This window comes from Pseudarthrobacter sp. L1SW (assembly GCF_020809045.1).
Lineage (GTDB): Bacteria > Actinomycetota > Actinomycetes > Actinomycetales > Micrococcaceae > Arthrobacter.
Map to the genome: position 1 here is coordinate 2,974,850 of NZ_CP078079.1, position 18,311 is coordinate 2,993,160.

Below are 18,311 nucleotides of genomic sequence, written 5' to 3' on the forward strand. Positions count from 1 at the left end.
CTTCCCCGGCCACCCGCGTCCGCACTTGCCCGCCATGCCTCAGGTGAACATGAGCCACAGAATCACCACCGGGAAGAATGACTGGCCGATGCCGCTGAGCCAGAGCCTGCGTTCGCTAATAACCAGGATCATGCCGAGGATGGCGTGCGCGATGCACATCAGGGCCACCATGGTCCGGCCCACGATGACCTCCCCGGAGTTCACTAGCACCACGCCGGCGATCCCGAAAATACCCCAGATGATGTTGTAGAACCCGAGGTTGAACGTCCACATCCGGACGGCCGACGTGTCACCGGGTTTGATCAGGAAGATTGGGTGGAGGCGCTGGTCCTTGTACCGGAAGGCTTCGAGGAGGCCGACCGTGATCAAAATGATCCCGGTGATGATGGCCAGCACCTGCTCGAGGGTGCCCATGGTCCCGCCCTTGGCTGTTCCGGGCGCCTAGATGGAGAAGCCGTCCGCAGCTGATTCAGTACCTGAGCCCTGTCCCGTTTCCCCCACGGGCAGGTTCTCCCAGAGCCCCATCACGTTGCCCTCGGTGTCCTTGAAGTAGGCGAAGTAGCCCATTCCGGGAATCTCGTTCTTGGGCATCACAACGGAGCCGCCAAGCTGCTCCACGGTTTTGAGCGTGGCGTCGATGTCCGGGACATCCACCGTGATGACGGGACTGGTGATTTCACCTTCCCTGGCCATCATGCCGCCGTTGATGGCGCCCGCTTCCGTGGGCTGGCCGGTCGCCTCGTCCATAGGAGTGGTGATCACCATGTTGTAGTCCATTCCCGGGACGGCGTCGATCCGCCACCCGAGGGCCTCCTGGTAGAACTTCCTGGCCCGCTCCTGATCGTCAGCGGGGATTTCGAAATGCACTACTCCACCCATTGCGCTCACCTGGAATCTCGAAGGGAAGGCGCGGACGCCCCGCGCCACACCTGGGATTCTAGTCCCGGAATGACGGCTGGTTAAGGGCCTTTGGCACGTGCAGCAGGGTGCCGAAGATCGGCGCCGCAGATGGCGGAGAACGCTCGTTGTCACCGGGCCGTGGGACGATGGCTGTATGACGATTGCAGAGGTTCCCGCCCGGCTGGCAGCCGCGGCGGACGCCTCTCTCCGGTGGTATCCGGGCGGCCAGTACAACCTTGCCCGGACCCTCGGCCCCCTCCTGCGCGGCGCCAGCGATCCGTCCTTCAGCGTCCAGGGGAGCGTCATCTGGAATGCCTTTACGACGACGGACGGCCCGGCCACCGTGAGGTTCAGCGCCACTGCCGGCACCAGCCTGGAGCACTGCGTGGACGTCCAGGCCTGGGGTCCGGGTGCCGCGGCAGCGGTTGGGGCAGCGCCGCGGCTCCTGGGTGGAGACGACGACTGGTCCGCATTCGACGAGCCCGCCTTCCACGCCACGCTCCCCGGCATGGTCCGCGAGGCGCGGCGGCGAAGCCAGGGCGTCCGGCTTCCCGCGAGCGGCCGCATGGTGGACCAGCTCGTCCCGATCATCCTGGAACAGAAAGTGACAGTGATCGAGGCCCGCCGGGCCTACCGCTACCTTCTGCACCGCTTCGGATCCCCCGCTCCCTCCGCCGGCGCATTGGCTCCGGGCGCACTGGTGCTGGCACCCACCGCCGCCCAGTGGCTACAGGTCCCCAGCTGGGAGTGGCACAGGGCGGGCGTGGGGCCGCAACGCTCGGCCACCGTCATGCGGGCGCTGCGCTCCGCCGTCGCGCTTGAACGGCTGGCGGCGCTGCCGGCGCTGGAGGCGGCGGAAAAGCTGCAGGTAATTCCGGGGATCGGCGTGTGGACGGCAGCCGAGGTGGTGCAGCGCACGCACGGATGCCCGGACTCGGTCTCGGTGGGCGACTACCACCTGGCTGCCTACGTGGGGGCCGCGCTGACCGGCAGGCGCACGGATGACGCCGGGATGCTCCGGCTCTTGGAACCGTGGAAGGGGCACCGCCAGCGCGTGGTGCGGATGATCCAGGCCAGCGGCTTCCGCAAACCCACGTTCGGCCCGCGGATGACCATCCAGGACCACCGCCGGCACTGACATCGCGGGGTCATTCCTTGCCCGAAGAACCCGAATTATCGGGCGGGAAGTGACCCCGCGTTGCAGTTCAAAGCCCCAGCCGGGCCACCGCTTCCTCCCGCATCTCCACTTTGCGGACCTTCCCGGACACCGTCATGGGAAAGCTGCTGCGGACGTCAACGTAGCGCGGGATCTTGTAGTGGGCCAGGCGCCCGCGGCAGAAGTCGGCAACGGCGGAAGCATCCAGCGGTTCCGCCCCCGGTTCCAGGATGATGCAGGCCATCAGTTCCTCGCCGTACTGCGCATCCGGGACACCGATGACCTGCACGTCACGGATGGACGGGTGGGTGTAGAGGAACTCCTCGATTTCCCGCGGGTAGATGTTCTCTCCGCCCCTGATCACCATGTCCTTGATCCGGCCCTCGATCACCACGTAGCCCTCCCCGTCCATGCGGGCCAGGTCCCCGGTGTGCATCCAGCCCTCGCCGTCGATGGCCTCGGCGGTTTTGTCCCGCTGGTTCCAGTACCCCTCCATCACCGCGTAGCCCCGCGTGCACAGCTCCCCGATCTGCCCGCGCTCCAGCACCTCACCGGAGGCCGGGTCAACGATCTTGCTTTCCAGGTGCGGCATGGTCCGCCCAACGGTTTCGGTGCGGTGCTGCAGGGTGTCGCCCTGCCGGGTCATGGTGGACACCGGGGACGTTTCCGTCATCCCGTAGCAGATGGCCACGTCCCGCATGTTCATCTCCGAAATGACCCGGTTCATCACCTCGATGGGGCACAGGGAGCCGGCCATGACCCCGGTGCGCAGGGTTGAGAGGTCGTAGGACGCAAAATCGGGCAGCGCCAGTTCTGCGATGAACATGGTGGGCACGCCGTACAGGGACGTGCCGCCGAAATCCTGGACAGCCTCAAGGGTGGCGGCCGCGTTGAAACCGCGGCTGGGAATGATGGTGGCCGCGCCGTGGCTGAGGGCATTCAGGTTGCCGATCACCATGCCGAAGCAGTGGTAGAACGGCACCGGAACCACCACCCTGTCGCGCTCCGTGTACCCGAGCAGCTCGCCAATGGAATAACCGTTGTTCAGGATGTTGTGGTGCGTCAGGGTGGCCCCTTTGGGGAAGCCCGTGGTCCCGGACGTGTACTGCAGGTTGATGGGATCGTGCGGGCCGAGTTCAGCCATGCGGGCCAACAGGTGCGAATGTCCGACGGCGTCCGCCCGCCGAAGCAGCTCGGCGTACGTCATTTCCGCGTCACTGAGGGGGACGCCGGCGTCGAACCCTTCCCCGCCAGGCCCCTGCCCCTCAGGCCCTTGTCCACCTGGCCCGCCAGGCGCGGGAAGGAAGACAAGTTCGCGCAGGTCGGGGCACCCGGCGAGCGCACGGCGGGCCATCCCCACGTAGTCGCTGTTCCGGTCCGACGGCGCCGTGACCAGCATCCGCATGCCGTTCTGCCTGACCACGAATTCCAGCTCATGGCTGCGGTACGCCGGGTTGACGTTCACCAGGATGGCGCCGGCCTTGGCCGTGGCGTACTGCAGCAGCGTCCACTCGGCGCAGTTGGGGCTCCAGATCCCCACCCGGTCCCCCTTGGCGATGCCCAGGGCGAGGAGAGCCCGCGCCAGTCGGTCGACGTCGTCGTTCATCTTTGTGTAGCTCCAGCGGCGCGCATCCGCGCCCGGAACAGGCGCAGCCTCAATGAGGGCGTCATGGAAGGGGAACCGCGCCACCACCCGCTCGAAGTTCCGGCCAATGGTCTCCTCGAGCAGCGGGACGTCAGTGTCCCCGGCTGTGTATGCGCGCATGGTGGCACGCTACCAAGTGGGCCCTGGCAATAGAAGCACCGCGCCACCACAACACCCCGGGTGTCCGGCGCAACAGAAGCACCGCCCTCCCCGGCTCCCGGTATTGTGAAATCCATGAGTTCACCCATTGACCTGCAGGCAACGTTCATCCCCAACGACGGCGAGTTCCACCGTGTGAAGCTGGCCCTCGAAATAGCCATCGACGAGGTGGTGAACGAACCCGGCTGCATCCGCTACGAGCTGACAGAAGCCACCGAAGAAAAGCTGGTCCTGACTGAGCAGTGGGCGTCGGAGGAGGACCTTGCCAAGCATTCCAAGGGCATCGCCGTGCAGGACCTCAACGAATCCCTGAGCGCGCTGCTGGCGGAACCGGTCAAGCTGGAACGCCTCTAGCCCCTGCACTCCGAGCATTAACGAATGCGGGACCTCCCAGTGGGAGGTCCCGCATTTCGAGTTAAGGCATTCAATATAAAGGACGGATCAGGCGTCCGGGATCTGGGTGCCGTCCTGCGGGCCTGCCTGCTTGCCGGCTGTTGCCGCGGCTTCTTCCCGCTGGCGGGCCACGTGGGCGTGGACTTCCTCCATGTCCAGCGCCTTCACGGCATCCACCACCTGTTCAAGCTGCTGGGCGTTCAGCGCACCGGGCTGGGAGAACACCAGCACCTTTTCGCGGAAGGCCATCAGGGTGGGGATGGACGAGATGCCTGCCTCGGCGGCGAGCTGCTGCTCCGCTTCGGTGTCCACCTTGGTGAAGAGGACGTCCGGGTGCTTCTCTGAAACTGCTGAGTACGTGGGGCCGAACTGCTTGCAGGGGCCGCACCATTCCGCCCAGAAATCCACCAGGACAATGTCGTTGCCTTCGATGGTGGATGCGAACTGTTCACCTGTGATGTCTAGGGTAGCCATGTGTCAACGGTACGCGGGATGCCCAGGCATGTCCTCCGTGGAGGGCCCTTGTTCGCTCCGCGCGTCATCGGGAATAACGGGCACGGTCCCTATACACGGGGTTTTGGCGCTCAGGCCACTATGCTTCCCAGCGGTGCGGCGCCGCCGTCCTGCTGCCGGGCAGCGCACTGGACGCCCGCCACTCATGGATCCAGTCGGGAAGGACCAGGTCCACCGGCGGCTCGCCGAACTCGCGCAGGATCTCCTCCTGGCTCACCGGCCGGCCCTTGGCCACCAGGCGGGTGGCGATGTAGGCACGGGCATACACCTCCCCGTCGGCCACCATGCGCTGTTCAAAGAAGATGGCTTTGGCGTCCAGCCCGATGATGCGGGTCTCAATGGTGTAGTGCTGCCACAGCTGGAGGGACTTGCGGAAGGCGATGGTCTCCGCGGCCACCACCGGCCCCCAGCCCCGGCGGCGCATCCGCTGCCACACGCCGCTGCGGACCATCAGGTCGAACCGGCCCAGGTCCATCAGGGACAGGTACATGCCGTTGTTGACGTGCATGGCGATATCGATGTCCGTCGGCAGCACCCGCAGCGGGAGCGAGGCGCTGTCCCAGACCGTCAGCGGCGGCCGGCGCGACGAGCGGAAGAGCATCAGGAGGGTTCTCAGGAGCAGGTGCATCCCCTTATGCTACCCGCCGGTAACATGCTTGCCGGAGCAGGCGCTGGACCTGACAGTAGGATTTCCTGCATGACCCAACAACGCTACCGGGACCTTGCGGACTGGCCGCTGACGGTGACTGCCCTCGTTTTCCTGGGGGCGTACGCGTGGCAGGTGATCGGCAGGTTGGAAGGCGGCGCCGCCCTCTGGCTCGAAGCTCTTATGTGGGCGACGTGGGGCATCTTTGTGGTGGATTACCTGGCAAACCTGTGGCTTGCCGGCGATCGCGGCACGTGGTTCATCCGGAACCTGCATGAACTGGTGATTGTGGCCCTGCCGTTCTTCCGGCCGCTGCGCCTCCTCCGCCTGGTGACGCTGCTGTCCGTGCTGCACAGGACGCTGGGCGACACGCTGCGGGGACGCGTGGTCACCTATGTGGCGGGTTCGGCCACGATGCTGGTGTTCGTTGGGGCCCTGGCGGTCCTGGACGTGGAGCAGTCGGTGCCGGACGCGAAGATCATTACCTTCGGTGATGCCCCGTGGTGGGCCATGACCACCATCACCACCGTGGGTTACGGCGACATGTACCCGGTGACGCCGCTCGGCCGCATGGTGGCCGCGGCGCTGATGATGAGCGGCATTGCCGTGCTGGGCGTGGTCACGGCGTCCATTGCGTCCTGGCTCGTCCAGCGGGTGGAGGACACCGCTGAGGCAGTATCCGAGGCCGAAGAACCGGTCCGCGCCGAAATGGCGGGGCTGGCGGCTGAAATTGCCGCGCTCCGGCGGGAGATCGCCGAGCTCCAGGAGCGGCGCACGCTGTAGCCGCCGGCCTCCGGGCAAGTATTGGGTAGCCGCCTCTTGAGTAGTCAGTCCCGGGCTACCGGGTATCGGGCGCAAATATTCGGGTAATTCCTACTGGTGCTGCCTGCCCTGCGCGTTCCTAGACTCGGGAGTCCTAGGACCTAACACGTGCTGGTGGGTCCCCCGGGCTGGCTTCCCGGGGTCCTGCCTCCTCACGGAGCCTCCGTATTTTCTGGGTATGCGGTCGCTCCATCACGCGCCTTTTGTGCAGCCCGGCAACAGCTGGGGGCGGCCGGCGCATATTTCCTGAATCCGTCCTGCGTGCTGGAGCGCACTGCGCCAGCCTGCCATGGACCGAACCCGGATGGGCTACCCATGAACCAGCCATACCTCTCCACTCCCGAAGGCCCCAGCAGGAGCTTTGCCACCGACGAACCCCGCACCGACCTCACCGCCGTGCGGCCGGCCATCAGCAACAGGCTGTGGGCCGGGATGGCCACTGCCGCCGTGGTGGCCGCCGTCGGAGTCGGTGCCTTGGCGGCGCCTCCCGCCCCCCTGAACCAAAGCACGACGGCGATCGGCCAGGTTGCCAGTGCGGCATCAGCTGAGGTGCCGAACACCGCAGCGGAGCCTGTTTCCGAGGCAGGAGCACCAGCCCCGGAAGCGGCGGCACCGGAGTCCGCGGCACCGGCAGAACCGGCGCCTGCTCCTGCTCCCGAACCGGCGCCCGTGCCCGCTCCGGCAGCCGCGCCCGCGGGTGACCCGAACCTCTACACCGTGGTGCCCGGAGATACTGTCGGGGCCATTGCGGCCAGCCACGGCGTGGACATGAATGCCATGCTCGCCGCCAACGGCCTTGGCCCCTTCAGCATCATTCTCCCAGGCCAGACTCTGGTGCTGACCGGCCCGCCAGTTGCGGCGCCGGCGCCGGCCTCACCTGCTTCTGCCCCCGCCGCGGCTTCCGTTCCCGCCCCGGCACCGGCGGCCGCTCCGGCACCTGTCCCCGCCGCGCCCGCCGTCCGCACCATCTATGTTGCGGGCGCCGGCGGCCAGGGCATGGTGGACGCCTGCATTGGCCCCATCCACTACACCCCCAACGACGGCTATTCGCTGTTCATTACGGAGCACGATTTCTGCGGCGGCTGGGCACGCTTCTCCGGCATTGGGGTGGGCGAGACAGTGAGCATCCCGGGTTATGGAACCTACACGGTCTCGGCCCGGGGACAGGTGCCCAACCCGGGCACCACCAATGATGTCATTGCGGTCTTCGGCGGCTTCCCCCGGGCCATCCTGCAGACCTGCATCCCCGGCACCAGCCAGATGCTCCTGATAGCACTGAACTGACTGCCATAAGGGTTGCCCGCACAGCTTGTCCGCGGTCCCTGGCCTTCAAGGCAGGGAGCCGCGGACAAGGGCATGGACTGCGCCAGGAAATCCCACGCTATGCGTTCATCCGTTTGCGCTCAGAGATGTGCTCCACGAGCTCGCCCACGCGCTGTTCCGAGTAGTTGCGGGCGATGTCCCCCTGGCTGATGATGCCAACCAACTTGTGGTCGGCAATGACAGGGAGCCGGCGGACCTGGTGCGTTTCCATCATCTCGATCGCGGCGTCAACGTTAGCGTCGGCGTCGATCCAGTACGGCTTGCCCGAGGCGAGGTCGCGGGCCATCATTTCGCGCGGGTCGCGTCCGGCGGCCACGCACTTGAGCACGATGTCACGATCCGTGATCATGCCCCTCAACTTGCCGTCGTCGCCGCAGATTGGCAGGGATCCGCAGTCAAGGTCCAGCATCATCCGGGCAGCATCTGCCAGGGACTGGCTTTCCTTAATACACTGTGCGTCCGTAGTCATGAATTCACGTACGGCACTCATTGGTCCTCCTTCATCGATTGGATATCGACGCAGGGCATCGGGCACATGCGCCGATGCTGCCAGCCTACGCCCGGCCACTGTCCATGTCGACGGCGGTCTGGCACGGTTCCGGGACGGCTTCAGTCAGCAGATGCCCGGCTTTTTGGGGCCCGGAATGTGAGGTCCAGCTCCCAGTCTTCGGGAGCCGTAGGGCCAAGTTGCCAGACGTACTCGTTTTTTAGTTTGGAACCGTCCGATCTGAAGGGGCCGGTGCGCAGCGGATAGAAAGCAATTGTCGGCAGGCTTGCCTCGGGTGATGTAAGGATTGCGTTGTTGAAGTCGCCGTTCATGCTCCTCAACCGATCAAGGATGTATGTCCTGTAGGAAGCTGCGTCGAAGGTGCCCTCGTTGGTGGCTTTCGACGTGAGCTGAAGCGCGATGTGAAGCTGCCGGTTTCCCAAGGCGTCCTCGAAACTGACAAGGCGGTGGTTTTCCACTGCTGAAAGAAGGCTCTGGTCGCTGCTAAGGACGTCGCGGAGTGCATCCGGTGCCACAACCGCCCCGTTGAAATCGACGGACAGGTCGCTCCTGCCGTAGTGGAAGAGCAGGGGCAGGTCGAGGAACTGCTGGCGGATGATGTGTTCGAGCCCAAATTCCCGCAGCACGGCGTTGAGTTCACGCACGCGCAGCACATGTCCGCGGTCATGGATGTTGTATCGGATCCGCGGGTTGACGTTCTCCTTGCGCACGATCGTGACGACGAGTTCGCCTTCCCCGTTCGTTTCGACGAGGTAGTCGTACGGGTTGAACTGGAAGATCATCGGGAGCACACCGTATTCATCCTGTCGGGTGAGCCGTGCCGACAGTTCCGGGTTGGCCGCGATTGCCTGGCGGAGCTCCACGGTGTAGTCCGTTTCGATGGCTATGTTGATCTCCAGGTCGGACGCACCGTAGGAACCGAAGGCACTGTGGGCGTACTTCGTGATGTGTGCCCGCATGTTCTCGCTGATACCCTCGCCGCCAAATGCCGCCACGATATCGTAGTCCTCCCACCTGATCCGGTCGTCGTCGAAAAGGGCTTTCAGGAAGGGCGGATAACTAAGGATGATGTAGGTGTAATCAGGCCCGAACTCCAGCATCGTGGCAATGACCTTGTCCCGGTCCGGGCCGATTGATTTGATCATTGTCACGTCTGTCAGCGAAGTCGTGACGTTCATCCCTGTTGCCCATGCTCCGAGTGAGAAGCAGTTGAGCACGAACGGCTGCTTCCTCAATGTCTCGGCGGTGCGCGAAAAGCCGACCTGGAGCAGCTGCCTTGTGGCCAGGCGTTCGTCGAGGCCACGCACCCAGCTGGTTGGAACGCCTGAGCTTCCGGAAGACTCATCGACAACCACGCCGTGGCGCGGCAGCACGCCGTCCACGCTGCGTGCAGGAATGGTCCAGCGTTTGATGTAGCTGTCCTTGTCCATCTCCGGCAAAGCGGCGAAGGCCTCCGCCACCGTCTTGCCTTTGAGGGAAAGCCGTCCACCCACGCCGTGTTCGGAGAGGAATTCACCGTAGGCAGGAACACGTTTGGCTGCCATCTCAAAGGTCCGCCAAGCCCTCCAGCGCCCCGCGGTCCAACGGAAAGGTTCGATGCCCGGCATCAGCAGTATCCGGTGGGTTGAAACCCTTGGCGTAAAAATCCCGACGAACCTGTCCATAAGGAAAACGAAGGCAAAGATGAGTTTCTTATTCAAGGTGTGGCTCCTGTAAGGACATGTCATCGGTGAGCAGCATCGAGGCCGCAGGGCGGCGGTGGGCCCGCGGCGGGGTGGCGCTGTAACCGAACCTGAACAGCATCCACGCCATCCGGCCCGCAGACTCGCTGATTCCAGCCTCTTTGACGAACTCCGCATGGGAAGAAGGGTTGGTGATCACAGTGCCAAAGGGGTGGAGGTAGATGCCTTTTTCCGAAAAGAAGAGCCAGACCTGCATAAAGGTGCGCCCGGCTTCCAGGAAATGGCTCGGTTCCGCGAACGGGCCTTCCAACCATCCCAGCTGCCGAACCCCACGCATCGTCCGGAGATAGACAGCCCTTATGAAACCGCCGATGGCCGGGAAGGACCAAAGATTACGGTGCTTCATCGCGAATCGAAGCACCCGGCCGGGAATGATCATGGTCTCTGCACTGAGACCGTCCGCCCGGGCTGCGGCCTCATCCTTTGAAAACCGCAACCACTCCATGATCTCGGCGTAGACCGCGTTATTGCGCAGGTCGGAAAATAGGGTTTCCTGGTTGACCCGCACGAGTGAAGAAACAGTTTTGCTGTCAGTGGTTGAATGGAATTCGTATCCATGTTGGGCGGCAATGGAAGAAGCTGCCTTCAGGATCACCTCATCCACAACCCGCGTGTCGTACGGCCGGCGCGACGTCCGCCTGGCCCGGAATGCGGCCAAATTACCGTCGGCCAGGGACTTGGAATGGGCGTCTGCAACAGCAGGTTCCAGCCGGACTGTGCCAATAAGGTGCAACCTGTCCCCGGCAGCGAAATCCATTTCGGAAAGCTCGAGGCTTTCCACGGTGCGGTAGCCCCGGGCTGCCGCCACCACGGACAGTGACTCCAGGAAGACGCCCGCGCACACGTGGCCGAAAGGGATTCCGAACGATTCGGCAGGCAATCCAAGGTCAAGGTCATAGTAGACAACTGCCGCGGTCTCGCTGATGGGCCTCAGCTTAATCGGCTGGGAGTTATGTGGCGAGGGATACCAGCGGACCTCCTCCGCGATATCGAACCAAGGTCCCCCAACATCCTCAGGCATGATGGCCACGGATTCCGGCCGGACCTTCAGATAGGGCTCCAGGACGCGGGCCTGCATTTTGCCGGCGAACGTGCATCTCAATGTGGCATGGCCGGCCTTGGGCAACCCTGCGGATGCCGCAGCAATTCCCGTCTGGGTCATGCACTGGCGAATGTCCCATTCTTCAATTTCCCCCCAAAAAATTGCGAATATGTGAGAAGGGTATCCGGGGCATCATCAAGATCGCCCCGGAATTGTCACAGGATTGCAAAAAGATCGCCGGGCATGCCCGTCGATGTTGGATCCGGGGACAACTCGGGGTGACTGCCCATAGCCTTGGAGAGGATGCTGGCGGCTGCTGCCGCGGCGGGCGGTTGCCGGGAATGACGAAAGCCCGTAGTTTCCCAGAATTCTGGGAAACTACGGGCTTTCGCTTGGGTGGCAGATGAGGGATTCGAACCCCCGTAGGCGTTGCCAGCTGATTTACAGTCAGCCCCCTTTGGCCGCTCGGGTAATCTGCCGAACTTCAAAAGAAGTACCCGCCGATGCAGTCTTCGGAGCGTCCGTTTCCGGGCCGTTCCGCTTCCAGTAACCGCGGGCAAGACAACTTTACAGAACTTCCGCCGAAGAATCGAATCGGGCCTCGCAGGCCCGGAAAACCCTTGAAACAACGGGGGAAGGGAACGGAATCAGGCCTCCCCCAGGATCCTCCCGGCAAGCCGGGCCTCGAACTTCACGGCCTGCTCCTCGGTGATCTGGTTCAGCTGGACGGCTCGCAGCAGGTCCTCGCTGACGCCTTCCATCCGGGACGAAGCGTCCGCTACCGGAGCGAGGATGATGGACGTCGCAACCGCGGCGGCGGCAACCGACGATGCCATTGTTGCCACCGCCCCGGCTGCGGCTGAGGTGGTGCGGGTGGCATAACGGACGGCCTTGCGGTGCATGGTGTTCCCTTCGAGCAACTTCCCAACACGTTCAACCGTTCCCCTCCCTCCTTCGTTCCTGCGGAGCGTCCGCTGAAAGGGAACTGTGAATCCGGGACCCCATCAGCGCGGGCATCCGTATTAGGCTGGAATGCAGTGATCACGCCCTGTCAGCGCACAGGGTCCCACCAGCACAAGGAGAGTCATGGCAGGCGAGTCAACGTTCGACGTCGTAAGCAAGGTAGACAAGCAGGAAGTGGCCAATGCGCTGAACCAGGCGCAGAAGGAACTGGCGCAGCGCTACGACTTCAAGGGCGTCGGCGCCGAGGTTGATTTCAGCGGCGAGAAGATCCTGATGAAGGCGAACTCCGAGGAACGGGTCCTGGCGGTGCTGGACGTCCTCCAGTCCAAGCTGATCCGCCGCGGCATCTCCCTGAAGTCGCTGGACGCGGGCGAGCCCTACGCATCCGGCAAGGAGTACCGGCTCGAGGCCTCCATCAAGGAGGGCATCGCGCAGGACCTGGCCAAAAAGATCAACAAGCTCATCCGCGACGAAGCGCCCAAATCCGTCAAGTCCCAGATCCAGGGCGACGAGCTCCGCGTGACGTCCAAGTCCCGCGACGACCTGCAGGCCACCATGGCCCTGCTGAAGGACTTCGAGGAAGCCGACCTGCAGTTCGTGAACTTCCGCAGCTAGCCGTCCCCCGCCGTCGTTTTCGACGCACAAAAGTATTGCCGACACGCAAAGAGGCCGGCGCTGCCCGAATATGGGCAGCGCCGGCCTCTTTCCGCGTCGCCAGGGAGTTTGCGCATCGCCAGGGAGTTTGCGCGTCGCCCATTGTCCCTGACTACACCAGCGGCCGGCCCGCCATCCGCTCCAGCCGTGAGATCCGGTCCCGCATTGGCGGATGCGTGGCGAACAGCTTGTTCATCGCCCCGCCGCGGAACGGGTTGGCGATCATCAGGTGCGAGGCATTCACCAGCCGCTGGTCCTGCGGGAGCGGCGCGATGGTGACGCCCCGCTCGATCTTGGCCAGGGCTGAGGCGAGCGCCAGCGGATCGCCGGTCAGCTGCGAACCGTCCTCGTCGGCGTCGTACTCCCGCGTCCGCGAGATGGCCAGCTGGATTAGCGACGCCGCAAAGGGTGCCAGGAGCGCCATGGCAATCATCGCCAGCGGATTGGAATTGCGCCGGTCGCCGCCGCCGAAGAACAGCAGCATCTGGCCCACCGACGTGATCACGCCCGCGACGGCGGCGGCTACGGACGAGGTGAGGATGTCCCGGTTGTAGACGTGCATGAGTTCGTGTCCAAGGACTCCGCGGAGTTCGCGGGCGTCGAGCAGCTGCAGCATGCCCTCGGTTACGCATACGGCGGCATTCCGGGGATTGCGTCCTGTGGCGAAGGCGTTCGGGTTCATGGTGGGCGAGAGGTAGATGCGCGGCATGGGCTGGTTGGCCCGGACGGACAGTTCCCGGACCATCTGGTACAGCTGCGGCGCCTGGGCTTCGGCGACGGGGTAGGCCGCCATGGAGCGGATGGCGATCTTGTCGCTGTTCCAGTAGCCGTAGGCCGTGGTGCCCACCCCCACGAGAGCCATGATCCAGATTGGCGCGGAGCTGCGGGTACTGGTGCCGATCAGCGCCCCGAGGCCCAGCAGCACCGCCCACAGCACCCCGAAGAGCGCCGCCGTTTTGAGCCCGTTGTAATGTTTGTGCACGTCTCCTCCTTACTCACTAAGGAAACGCCTGTCTAGGGGGCTGGGTTCCGCGCGTCGTACCGGCCGAAGCCGGGCTGGAGCCTGGCTGCCGCCCAGGCCGCGGCGACGCACAGCACGCCGCCGAACAGCAGGACCCAGCCCTCGGCCGCGATCCTGGTGGCGCCGCCGGCGAGCAGGTCGCCGATCCTGGGACCGCCGGCCACCACAACGATAAAAACGCCCTGGAGCCGCCCGCGGAGGTGGTCCGGTGTGGCCGCCTGGAGGATGGTGTGCCGGAAGACGCCGCTGATGGAATCGGCGATGCCGGCGAGCGCGCAGCACACTGCCGCCGGGAGCAGCCATGGCGTGACCTCCCCGTCCGGGGCACGCCCGGCCAGCACCACCACCAGGCCGAAGGCCGCCATGGACGCACCCCAGCCCATCACCGAAAGAACCACGGCACTGCCCTGCCGGCGGACTCCGCCGAGGGGTCCGGAAAACAGACCGGCCAGGAAAGCGCCGACGGCGGTGGATGCGAGCAGGATCCCCACGGTCGCTTCGCCGCCGCCGATCATGACGGCACCGATGGCCGGCAAGAGCGCCCGGGGCTGGGCAAGGATCATGGCCAGGAGGTCGATGACGAAGGTCATCCGCACGTTGGGCCGTGTGCCCAGGAAGCGGAAGCCTTCGACGACGGAGCGGAACCCGGGCCTGCCCGGGGTGCCTGACGGGGGCAGGGGCGGCAGCCGGTAGACAGCCCACAGCACGAAAGCGAAACTGGCGAAGTCCAGGGTGTACGTCCAGCCGAACCCCACCCAGGCCACCAGCACGCCGGCCAGCAGCGGACCGGCCGTCATGGCAAGGCCGAAGGACATCATGCTCAGCGCGTTGGCCGCGGGCAGGAGTTCGGTCCGGATCAGCATGGGAAGGATGGCGCTGCGGGCCGGCTGGTTGATGGCCTGCGCGCCGCTCTGCAGCGCGACCAGGAGGTACAGGACCCACACGTTGCCCAGCTGGACCCAGGACTGCAGCGCAATCAGCCCGGTGACCAACCACATGACAGTGGAGGACAGGAGTGCCACTTGGCGCCGGTCGTGGGAGTCGGCGATGGATCCGCCCAGCAGCCCGCCGATGACCAGGGGTACCAGCGCGAAGACCGCCAGCAGGCCCACGTAAAGGCTGTCCTGGGTGATGCGGTAAACCTCAAGGCTTACTGCCACAAGGGTGAGCTGGCTGCCGACCGCGGAAACGGCCGAGCCCAGCCAGAGCCTGCGGAAGGCAGGGCTCTCCCTGAGCGGCGTGATGTCAGCGAGCAGTTTCCCCACCCTGCAACCCTAGCGGCGGCAGGGTTTCTTCCCGTTCACAAGGTGTTAGCCGAGCCTTATTGTGAGATGTTCATAATAAGTGCTTGAATGGTGGCATGACGGAACACTTTGATGGCCACGAGGCATGGGCTGCCGCCCTGCGCGCCCATGGCCGCAGGGTGACCAAACAGCGGCTGGCGGTCCTGTCCGCCGTCGAACGCCACCCCCATTCCCCGGCCGAAAGCATCCTGGCCGCCGCCCGCGCGGAGCTGCCCGAGCTGACGGCGCAGTCCGTGTACGTGGTGTTGGGCGACCTGACGGACCTGCACATGCTCCGCAGGTTTGAGCCGCCGCACTCCCCTGCCCTGTATGAAACGCGGGTGGGAGACAACCACCACCACGCGATCTGCATCAGCTGCGGCCGCGTCGAGGACGTAGACTGCGCCGTGGGCCATGCCCCCTGCCTCACGCCCCACTGGGACGAGAACGCCAAGCCCATGACCATCCAGATTGCCGACGTCATGTACCAGGGCATCTGCCAGGACTGCCAGCAGTCCCAACAACTTCCTTCCAATCGTCCCTCACAAGAAATAGAGAAATAGGAGAACAATGACTGCCATTTCAACAACCCAGTCAGGTGCCCCCGTTACGTCCGATGCGCACTCGAAGTCGGTCGGTGCCGACGGCGCGATCATCCTGACTGACCACTACCTGGTGGAAAAGCTCGCCCAGTTCAACCGCGAGCGGGTGCCGGAGCGCGTAGTGCACGCCAAGGGCGGCGGAGCATTCGGTACGTTCAAGGCCACCGAGGACGTGTCCCGGTATACCAAGGCAGCCTTCCTCCAGCCGGGCGTCGAAACCGAAATGCTGATCCGCTTCTCCTCCGTGGCCGGCGAAAACGGCTCCCCGGACACCTGGCGCGATCCCCGCGGCTTCGCCGTGAAGTTCTACACGTCCGAGGGCAACTACGACCTGGTGGGCAACAACACCCCGGTGTTCTTCATCCGCGACGGCATCAAGTTCCCGGACTTCATCCACTCCCAGAAGCGCCTGCCGGGCACCCACCTGCGCGACGCCGACATGCAGTGGGACTTCTGGACCCTGTCCCCCGAGTCCGCACACCAGGTCACCTGGCTCATGGGCGACCGCGGCCTGCCGGCTTCCTGGCGCGAAATGCAGGGCTACGGCTCGCACACCTACCAGTGGATCAACGCCGAAGGCGAGCGGTTCTGGGTCAAGTACCACTTCAAGTCCAACCAGGGTGTGAACTCCCTGAGCTCCGAGCAGGCTGAGCAGCTCGCCGGCTCCGACGCGGACTTCTACATCCGCGACCTCTCCGAGAACATCGAAGCCGGCAACTTCCCGTCCTGGGACCTGCACGTCCAGGTCATGCCGTACGAGTACGCCAAGACCTACCGCTTCAACCCGTTCGACCTGACCAAGGTGTGGCCGCACGCGGACTACCCGCTGATCAAGGTGGGCACCATGGAGCTGAACCGGAACCCGGAGAACTACTTCGCCCAGATCGAGCAGGCCACGTTCGCGCCGTCGAACTTCGTGCCGGGCATCGCCGCCTCTCCGGACAAGATGCTGCAGGCACGCATCTTCTCCTACGCGGACGCGCACCGCTACCGCGTGGGCACCAACCACGCCCAGATCCCGGTGAACCAGCCCAAGAACCAGGTCAACAACTACAACCAGGACGGCGCCGGGCGATACCACTTCAACGCCCCGTCCGTGCCGGTCTACGCCCCCAACTCGGTTGGCGGCCCGGCTGCGGTTGAGCCGCAGAACCCGGCCGGCGGCTGGGAGAACGACGGCGAGCTGACCCTTGCCGCCCACTCCCTCCACGCAGAGGACAGCGACTTCATCCAGGCAGGCACGCTGTACCGCGAGGTCTACGACGAGGCGGCCAAGGCCCGCTTCCTGGAGACCATCACCGGTGCGGTGGGCGGCGTCAAGAGCCCCGGCATCAAGGAACGCGCCATCCAGTACTGGACCAACGTTGACGCCGAGCTCGGCGCCAAGCTGCGCGCCAACCTCGGTGCCGTGGCTGCTCCGTCGGCTCCGTCCTCCGATGCAGAGGCTGCCAACAAGATCGGCTGATCCAGCGCCGACTTGCGTTACTGAAAACCACCCCGCCACTGTTCCAGTGGCGGGGTGGTTTTTCTTTTCCACATAGCCGGTTCCGGTCATGGCCGCGGATGGCTGCCTGTCCCTAGGATCGCTTCATGACAAGTTTCCAGGGCATACCCGCCGGCGCGTTCGGGTTCTATGAGGAGCTTCAGCACCACAACAACCGGGAGTGGTGGCAGGAACACAGGGACAGCTACCTGTCCCTGGTCAAGGAACCCCTCTCCTCGCTGCTCGCAGGGCTGGAACCCCGGTTCGGACCGGCGAAGCTGTTCCGGCCCAACCGGGACATCCGGTTTTCCGAGGACAAGTCCCCCTACAAGACGGCCCAGGGCGCGGTGGCCTCCGTCCAGGAAGGCGTGGGCTACTACCTCCAGGTCAGCGCCGACGGGCTACTGGTGGGCGGCGGCTACCACTCGCACACACCCGCCCAGCTGGCCAGGTACCGCAACTCCGTGGACGCGTCCGGCACCGGGGAGTCGCTCCGCCAGATTGTCGACGCCGTAGCTGCCGCAGGCTTTGCCGTGGAGGGCGAGAAGCTGAAGACGGTTCCGCGGGGCTACCCTCGCGAGCATCCCCGGGCAGAACTCCTGAAGCACAAGTCCCTCGCCGCCAGTCTCCACCTCGGCCGTCCGGAATGGCTGGCCACCCCGGGTGCAGTCCAGGAAGTCGGGAAACTATGGGAGGACCTGCGGCCGTTAGTGGACTGGGTCAGCCGGCATGCTGCCCCTTGAGCGGAGTTTCCTTCCCGGCTGAGGCCGCCGCCGGTCGGTGCCCCTTCTTCGCCAGCTGGATCTGCTCGTACACGTGGTGGCGCAACTCCGTGAAGCGCGGCAGGGAACGGGTGTTCAGCTGGTCGCGCTCGTCCGGAAGGTCGATCGTAATATCCTCCTGGATGACGGTGGGAGAGCTGGAAAGGATGATGACCCGCTCGCCGAGGTACACGGATTCGTCAATGTCGTGGGTCACGAAGAGCACGGTCACGCCGAGCTTCTTCCAGACCACCCGGATCAGGTCCTCGAGGTCGGCCCGGGTCTGCGCATCCACGGCCGCGAACGGCTCGTCCATCAGCAGGACCTCAGGCTGGTACGCGATAGCCCGGGCAATAGCCACGCGCTGCTGCATGCCGCCGGAAAGCTGCCAGGGGTAGGACCGCGGCACGTGCGAGAGCCCCACGGCTTCGAGGGCGTCGTCCACCAGCCGGTCGCGTTCGGCTTTGGGGACGCCCTGGTTCTTCAGCGGCAGTTCCACGTTGTCCCGGACCCGCATCCACGGGAACAACGAACGTCCGTATTCCTGGAACACCACGGCCATCTTCTTGGGCGGACCTGTCACCCGCTTGCCGTCCAGGAGCACCTCGCCCTCGGTCGGCGCCATGAGCCCGGAGATGCACTTGAGCAGCGTTGTCTTGCCGGAGCCCGAGGGCCCCACGAGGCAGGCCAACTCC

Annotated in this window: 19 protein-coding genes, 1 tRNA gene and 1 pseudogene; 8 read left to right on the forward strand and 13 right to left on the reverse strand. The window is 64.9% G+C overall.

Annotated elements, in window-relative coordinates; translation table 11 throughout:
* Window positions 1-39: 39 nt before the first annotated feature.
* Entirely contained in the window at window positions 40-414 is a 375-nt protein-coding gene (locus KTR40_RS13740; protein ID WP_228404074.1) for a DUF1304 family protein, read from the reverse strand.
* Window positions 415-441: 27 nt separating this feature from the next.
* On the reverse strand, window positions 442-879 hold the full coding sequence (locus KTR40_RS13745) for a VOC family protein (RefSeq protein WP_139029997.1): 438 nt from the start codon (window positions 877-879) through the stop codon (window positions 442-444).
* 175 nt (window positions 880-1,054) lie between these two features.
* Here KTR40_RS13745 and KTR40_RS13750 point away from each other — a divergent pair, with 175 nt between their 5' ends.
* On the forward strand, window positions 1,055-2,038 hold the full coding sequence (locus KTR40_RS13750) for a DNA-3-methyladenine glycosylase (RefSeq protein WP_228404075.1): 984 nt from the start codon (window positions 1,055-1,057) through the stop codon (window positions 2,036-2,038).
* A 67-nt stretch (window positions 2,039-2,105) separates the two neighbouring features.
* Here the strand turns inward: KTR40_RS13750 and KTR40_RS13755 are convergent, their stop codons facing one another.
* A complete protein-coding gene (locus KTR40_RS13755; RefSeq protein ID WP_228404076.1) occupies window positions 2,106-3,821 on the reverse strand; it encodes an AMP-binding protein in 1,716 nt (571 codons plus the stop codon).
* 114 nt (window positions 3,822-3,935) lie between these two features.
* Between KTR40_RS13755 and KTR40_RS13760 the strand changes: the two genes are divergently transcribed.
* A complete protein-coding gene (locus KTR40_RS13760) occupies window positions 3,936-4,214 on the forward strand; it encodes a putative quinol monooxygenase (RefSeq protein ID WP_139030000.1) in 279 nt (92 codons plus the stop codon).
* An 87-nt stretch (window positions 4,215-4,301) separates the two neighbouring features.
* Here KTR40_RS13760 and KTR40_RS13765 read toward each other — a convergent pair whose 3' ends face one another.
* Both KTR40_RS13765 and KTR40_RS13770 read right to left on the reverse strand, forming a co-directional pair.
* Window positions 4,302-4,727: a co-chaperone YbbN gene (locus KTR40_RS13765; protein ID WP_139030001.1), complete on the reverse strand. Its 426-nt coding sequence runs from the start codon at window positions 4,725-4,727 to the stop codon at window positions 4,302-4,304.
* A gap of 118 nt (window positions 4,728-4,845) precedes the next feature.
* Entirely contained in the window at window positions 4,846-5,394 is a 549-nt protein-coding gene (locus tag KTR40_RS13770; protein WP_139030002.1) for a thioesterase family protein, read from the reverse strand.
* Between the two features lie 69 nt (window positions 5,395-5,463).
* On the opposite strand from KTR40_RS13770, the gene KTR40_RS13775 reads away from it, so the two are divergent.
* Window positions 5,464-6,195, forward strand: coding sequence for a potassium channel family protein (locus KTR40_RS13775; protein WP_228404077.1), 732 nt, complete (start codon window positions 5,464-5,466; stop codon window positions 6,193-6,195).
* A 354-nt stretch (window positions 6,196-6,549) separates the two neighbouring features.
* A complete protein-coding gene (locus KTR40_RS13780; protein ID WP_228404078.1) occupies window positions 6,550-7,518 on the forward strand; it encodes a LysM domain-containing protein in 969 nt (322 codons plus the stop codon).
* Between the two features lie 97 nt (window positions 7,519-7,615).
* On the opposite strand, the gene KTR40_RS13785 is transcribed toward KTR40_RS13780, so the two are convergent.
* From KTR40_RS13785 to KTR40_RS13805, 5 genes are all read right to left on the reverse strand, one after another.
* Window positions 7,616-8,047 carry a CBS domain-containing protein gene (locus KTR40_RS13785; protein WP_228404079.1) on the reverse strand — a complete coding sequence of 144 codons (432 nt, stop codon included), beginning with the start codon at window positions 8,045-8,047 and terminating at the stop codon, window positions 7,616-7,618.
* Window positions 8,048-8,166: 119 nt separating this feature from the next.
* Complete coding sequence (locus tag KTR40_RS13790; RefSeq protein ID WP_228404080.1) at window positions 8,167-9,765, reverse strand: phenylacetate--CoA ligase family protein; 1,599 nt, start codon at window positions 9,763-9,765, stop codon at window positions 8,167-8,169.
* Window positions 9,758-10,969 carry a hypothetical protein gene (locus KTR40_RS13795; protein ID WP_228404081.1) on the reverse strand — a complete coding sequence of 404 codons (1,212 nt, stop codon included), beginning with the start codon at window positions 10,967-10,969 and terminating at the stop codon, window positions 9,758-9,760. Before KTR40_RS13795 ends, KTR40_RS13790 begins: the two co-directional genes overlap by 8 nt.
* A gap of 277 nt (window positions 10,970-11,246) precedes the next feature.
* Window positions 11,247-11,328 (reverse strand) — tRNA-Tyr (locus KTR40_RS13800).
* A 168-nt stretch (window positions 11,329-11,496) separates the two neighbouring features.
* Window positions 11,497-11,751: a hypothetical protein gene (locus tag KTR40_RS13805; RefSeq protein ID WP_228404082.1), complete on the reverse strand. Its 255-nt coding sequence runs from the start codon at window positions 11,749-11,751 to the stop codon at window positions 11,497-11,499.
* Window positions 11,752-11,935: 184 nt separating this feature from the next.
* Here KTR40_RS13805 and KTR40_RS13810 point away from each other — a divergent pair, with 184 nt between their 5' ends.
* Window positions 11,936-12,427 (forward strand): YajQ family cyclic di-GMP-binding protein, encoded by a 492-nt coding sequence (locus tag KTR40_RS13810; protein WP_104998705.1) that lies wholly within the window; start codon window positions 11,936-11,938, stop codon window positions 12,425-12,427.
* Window positions 12,428-12,578: 151 nt separating this feature from the next.
* On the opposite strand, the gene htpX is transcribed toward KTR40_RS13810, so the two are convergent.
* Complete coding sequence (htpX, locus tag KTR40_RS13815) at window positions 12,579-13,448, reverse strand: zinc metalloprotease HtpX (protein ID WP_139030007.1); 870 nt, start codon at window positions 13,446-13,448, stop codon at window positions 12,579-12,581.
* 32 nt (window positions 13,449-13,480) lie between these two features.
* Complete coding sequence (locus tag KTR40_RS13820) at window positions 13,481-14,752, reverse strand: MFS transporter (protein WP_139030008.1); 1,272 nt, start codon at window positions 14,750-14,752, stop codon at window positions 13,481-13,483.
* Between the two features lie 95 nt (window positions 14,753-14,847).
* On the opposite strand from KTR40_RS13820, the gene KTR40_RS13825 reads away from it, so the two are divergent.
* The 3 genes from KTR40_RS13825 (at window position 14,848) to KTR40_RS13835 (ending at window position 17,598) form a co-directional block, all read left to right on the forward strand.
* The gene (locus KTR40_RS13825; protein WP_139030009.1) at window positions 14,848-15,333 is read left to right on the forward strand and encodes a Fur family transcriptional regulator; all 486 of its coding nucleotides are present in this window, start codon (window positions 14,848-14,850) and stop codon (window positions 15,331-15,333) included.
* Between the two features lie 7 nt (window positions 15,334-15,340).
* Window positions 15,341-16,837, forward strand: coding sequence for a catalase (locus tag KTR40_RS13830; RefSeq protein ID WP_228404083.1), 1,497 nt, complete (start codon window positions 15,341-15,343; stop codon window positions 16,835-16,837).
* A gap of 125 nt (window positions 16,838-16,962) precedes the next feature.
* Window positions 16,963-17,598 (forward strand): DUF2461 domain-containing protein, encoded by a 636-nt coding sequence (locus KTR40_RS13835; RefSeq protein ID WP_228404084.1) that lies wholly within the window; start codon window positions 16,963-16,965, stop codon window positions 17,596-17,598.
* On the opposite strand, the pseudogene KTR40_RS13840 reads toward KTR40_RS13835, so the two are convergent.
* A pseudogene (locus KTR40_RS13840) lies at window positions 17,576-18,298 on the reverse strand (ABC transporter ATP-binding protein); the annotation flags it as partial. The gene KTR40_RS13835 and the pseudogene KTR40_RS13840 sit on opposite strands and share 23 nt — an antisense overlap.
* Window positions 18,299-18,311: the final 13 nt, after the last annotated feature.

What these genes read in the sequence shown, in the direction of transcription:
- KTR40_RS13825 (WP_139030009.1), top strand. Translation starts at nt 14,848, where the DNA reads ATGACGGAACACTTTGATGGCCACGAGGCATGGGCTGCCGCCCTGCGC.
- KTR40_RS13785 (WP_228404079.1), bottom strand. Translation starts at nt 8,047, where the DNA reads ATGAGTGCCGTACGTGAATTCATGACTACGGACGCACAGTGTATTAAG.
- KTR40_RS13830 (WP_228404083.1), top strand. Translation starts at nt 15,341, where the DNA reads ATGACTGCCATTTCAACAACCCAGTCAGGTGCCCCCGTTACGTCCGAT.
- KTR40_RS13810 (WP_104998705.1), top strand. Translation starts at nt 11,936, where the DNA reads ATGGCAGGCGAGTCAACGTTCGACGTCGTAAGCAAGGTAGACAAGCAG.
- KTR40_RS13750 (WP_228404075.1), top strand. Translation starts at nt 1,055, where the DNA reads ATGACGATTGCAGAGGTTCCCGCCCGGCTGGCAGCCGCGGCGGACGCC.
- KTR40_RS13835 (WP_228404084.1), top strand. Translation starts at nt 16,963, where the DNA reads ATGACAAGTTTCCAGGGCATACCCGCCGGCGCGTTCGGGTTCTATGAG.
- KTR40_RS13760 (WP_139030000.1), top strand. Translation starts at nt 3,936, where the DNA reads ATGAGTTCACCCATTGACCTGCAGGCAACGTTCATCCCCAACGACGGC.
- KTR40_RS13755 (WP_228404076.1), bottom strand. Translation starts at nt 3,821, where the DNA reads ATGCGCGCATACACAGCCGGGGACACTGACGTCCCGCTGCTCGAGGAG.
- KTR40_RS13775 (WP_228404077.1), top strand. Translation starts at nt 5,464, where the DNA reads ATGACCCAACAACGCTACCGGGACCTTGCGGACTGGCCGCTGACGGTG.
- KTR40_RS13795 (WP_228404081.1), bottom strand. Translation starts at nt 10,969, where the DNA reads ATGACCCAGACGGGAATTGCTGCGGCATCCGCAGGGTTGCCCAAGGCC.
- KTR40_RS13805 (WP_228404082.1), bottom strand. Translation starts at nt 11,751, where the DNA reads ATGCACCGCAAGGCCGTCCGTTATGCCACCCGCACCACCTCAGCCGCA.
- KTR40_RS13745 (WP_139029997.1), bottom strand. Translation starts at nt 879, where the DNA reads ATGGGTGGAGTAGTGCATTTCGAAATCCCCGCTGACGATCAGGAGCGG.
- KTR40_RS13740 (WP_228404074.1), bottom strand. Translation starts at nt 414, where the DNA reads ATGGGCACCCTCGAGCAGGTGCTGGCCATCATCACCGGGATCATTTTG.
- KTR40_RS13770 (WP_139030002.1), bottom strand. Translation starts at nt 5,394, where the DNA reads ATGCACCTGCTCCTGAGAACCCTCCTGATGCTCTTCCGCTCGTCGCGC.
- KTR40_RS13765 (WP_139030001.1), bottom strand. Translation starts at nt 4,727, where the DNA reads ATGGCTACCCTAGACATCACAGGTGAACAGTTCGCATCCACCATCGAA.
- KTR40_RS13780 (WP_228404078.1), top strand. Translation starts at nt 6,550, where the DNA reads ATGAACCAGCCATACCTCTCCACTCCCGAAGGCCCCAGCAGGAGCTTT.